3 protein-coding genes are annotated in these 2,674 nt (G+C 52.0%); all 3 read right to left on the bottom strand.

All coding sequences use genetic code 11. From position 1 onward, the window contains the following. Positions 1 to 93: 93 nt before the first annotated feature. The 3 genes from ACW9H9_RS28390 to ACW9H9_RS28380 are packed head-to-tail and all read right to left on the bottom strand — an operon-like array spanning position 94 to position 2,549. On the bottom strand, positions 94 to 1,527 hold the full coding sequence (locus tag ACW9H9_RS28390; RefSeq protein ID WP_330758366.1) for a tyrosine-type recombinase/integrase: 1,434 nt from the start codon (positions 1,525 to 1,527) through the stop codon (positions 94 to 96). 3 nt (positions 1,528 to 1,530) lie between these two features. Further along, positions 1,531 to 2,157, bottom strand: a complete 627-nt coding sequence (locus tag ACW9H9_RS28385) for a hypothetical protein (RefSeq protein ID WP_457346669.1) — start codon at positions 2,155 to 2,157, stop codon at positions 1,531 to 1,533. Beyond that, a complete protein-coding gene (locus tag ACW9H9_RS28380; protein WP_457346668.1) occupies positions 2,154 to 2,549 on the bottom strand; it encodes a hypothetical protein in 396 nt (131 codons plus the stop codon). Before ACW9H9_RS28380 ends, ACW9H9_RS28385 begins: the two co-directional genes overlap by 4 nt. Between the last annotated feature and the right edge of the window lie 125 nt (positions 2,550 to 2,674).

The raw sequence follows: 2,674 nt of genomic DNA, 5'->3' as shown, positions 1-2,674 counted from the left end.
CAACGGGATCGGCGTATTTCACCATATTTGGAAGTCTTCTTCAGGATTTCCTTAGGGTAGCCGAATGGTATGGTATTGATGAGTTTCTGACAGTCAATGCTTATTCAAGGACGACGAACGCTTTTCGGCAATATCGAAATCCTGCTGCGCCAGCTCCTTCAGCTCCTTCAACTGCTTACGGTACTCAGCCACCGACATACCTTCTTCCAGCTGTTCCATAAGCTCTTCCTCCAGCGCAAAATACTTGTCCATTGCCATCGTCAGGTGCGCGGAGCTCAGTGTTTCAGTGTAGTTGGCCAGATCTCTAAACGCCAAGTTGATGTAATACTCAACCGACTTGGTATCCAGATGACCTGTCCACGAAATAACCTCCGCGATAAACGTTTGGGTGTCCAGCAGCGCACGCCGAAAATCATCAGGATTGTTCAACTCGTGACGCGCGATAAAATTAGTAAATACGCGAGTGATCATGGCGTGCCGGAACATGTGCGCGCACACCTGCGATTCTATGCCCGCAAGTTTTCGCAACGCGAGAATCTCGTTCGAAAAGGCAGCACTGCTTAGCGGCTTACCAGTACGGGACGAGACAAATACAAATCCATGATCTTTTCCACCCTTATAAACCTTGCGCATTAGCTTGCGTCGTTCTCCGTCGATAAACTGATCTACTTTGCGAAGCATCTGTTTGAAGACCGGCACGAAACGCTCAGCACCGTCTTCCCGCTTTAGCGTATCCATGCGCAGCATAGGCTCTGGCAGAGCGAGAGCATTACGGATGTCCTCCACTTTGAGATTGGCGAGCTCTGTCCGTCTCGCGCCCGTGTCGGTGAACATGTCGAGCATCACTTGGCGACGCGCTTTTACAAAGTCTGAAGCATTGTCCTTCCGGTTGGCCTTCTTCAGAAGTTTGATCTGCTCACTGGTAATTGGATCGCGATGATGCTCTCGATGCGGCTCTCCGAAGGAATAATGCCAGAGGTAGGTCTTGGCAATGCTTTTGCCTCCCCGGACTTTTATGTAGTACTTTTCCTCACGCGCTCGTATCGTGCCTACTTCCGATACGAACTGTTTGTTGCGGTAAAAATTGCCTACAAATACCAAGAAGTCCAGCCAGACCTTGCCGGTGGCGATGACACTGTTTTGGGTTTTCTTGGGCTGCGCAGGATTGTAATCAGCAGCTTCCTTTCGAATTTCCGTGATGTAGTCTGAGAATGTTTTGTCAGTGAGGTTGATCGGGTCGATCTGGTCGCGGTAGCAACGCTTTAGGAGCTGCCCAACCATGCCGGCGTAACCACCCATCGAACCACCTTTTCGGCCTTTGCGAGACAGCCCATTCCGAGTGCGGCCTCGGCTATTCAGCAAGCTCTGCATGTACAAGTTGCCAATGAGGCAGGGCGAACCGTTTGGCCAACACAAAAACGACATGTTGGAGGCGTCACGGGTGCTTGTGCGACCCACTGAGTAATGGCTGAAAAGCTGAAAATCGCCCAGCAGCGAATGAAGCTGTCGACTGGTCACGGTTTCCATGGTTTAGCCCTTACGGTAATCATTGATGTTTGTGACATCGGCGGACGGGGCCGGTGCTTCGGAGACCGCTTGCACGGTATTGAACGGAGGCATTGCCATACTCAGGATTGCTCGTACCGTTTCTGTGGCATCTTGGGTGAATTTTGCCCTGTACTGATCACTCGAAGCGTCGCGTATATTCACAAACCAATCCAAGGATTCGGACAGCGCCTTCAGCAACAGCATGTTGGTTTGCCTGTGTAGCTCTAGTTCGTGTTCCAGCTGCGCTACTTTGAGCGCCAGCCCAGTCCTGGTGCGCTTGTTGGCGCGCTCCCCTCGTTTCTCCGAAAATTCAAGAGCCTCAGCGGCCTTTAGTCTAAGTTCGTTAAGGGCCCTGAATCCGCCTGGCAAATTAGCATTGGCGTAGGTTTTCAAGGAGTTGAGGCTCATTGCAAAGATTGGCAGAGACTCGCCGCGTTGGCTGGTGACCGTGCGCTCAAGTTTTGCAATCCCCCCCTGGCTCTTCAGCGCCTCGCGCAGCTCTCGATCGGAGTGATACTGCTGGGGCCGTTTAATGGCCTCAATCAGCAGGGTGTGGAGTCCACGTACGGCTGGAATGGCGCGTGTGGCGAGGGAAATACCTTTGCTCATGCCGCCTCCGGGGCGCGCTTGAGGCGCGCTACAATCTTGAATTTGTTGCCTTGGTGGTCGGTAAAAAACTCGGGCTCAATCTCGATCCAACCCTCTTCCATCAGCTCCAGAATCTGGTCTTCCAGATCATGGGTGCTGATGAGGGTGAATTTCTCTGTGCCGTACCGTTTCTTTAGCAGCTGTGTGAGCTCGATAAAATTATCCAGATTCCCCTGATGCAATTCCTCCGCCACCAGCTGGGCCTTTGCGCTGGCCAACACTGCGCCATCGGTCGATTCCGTGATGTATTTGTACACGTGCTTGGGATCGGTGTGGCCAAGCATCCATTGCAGGGTGTCGAGCTTGGCAAAGCTACCGCAATAGAAAAACAGCATGGCGAAAAAACGGCGCATCTGGTGCTGGCGGAAGTAGTAGCGCTCCCCATCGGCATTCAGCGGTGTTTCGAAATAATCGCAAAACAGATCTAGTGTACTGTTTTCGAAATAATTTACTTATTGACTACGGCTTCAAGTGCCTC

The sequence above is a fragment of the Pseudomonas sp. SDO5215_S409 genome, assembly GCF_054071325.1.
The sequence above is the reverse complement of the archived record's forward strand: the minus strand, read 5'-3'. Positions and strand labels throughout refer to the sequence as shown.

What these genes read in the sequence shown, in the direction of transcription:
- ACW9H9_RS28390 (WP_330758366.1), bottom strand. Translation starts at nt 1,527, where the DNA reads ATGGAAACCGTGACCAGTCGACAGCTTCATTCGCTGCTGGGCGATTTT.
- ACW9H9_RS28385 (WP_457346669.1), bottom strand. Translation starts at nt 2,157, where the DNA reads ATGAGCAAAGGTATTTCCCTCGCCACACGCGCCATTCCAGCCGTACGT.
- ACW9H9_RS28380 (WP_457346668.1), bottom strand. Translation starts at nt 2,549, where the DNA reads ATGCGCCGTTTTTTCGCCATGCTGTTTTTCTATTGCGGTAGCTTTGCC.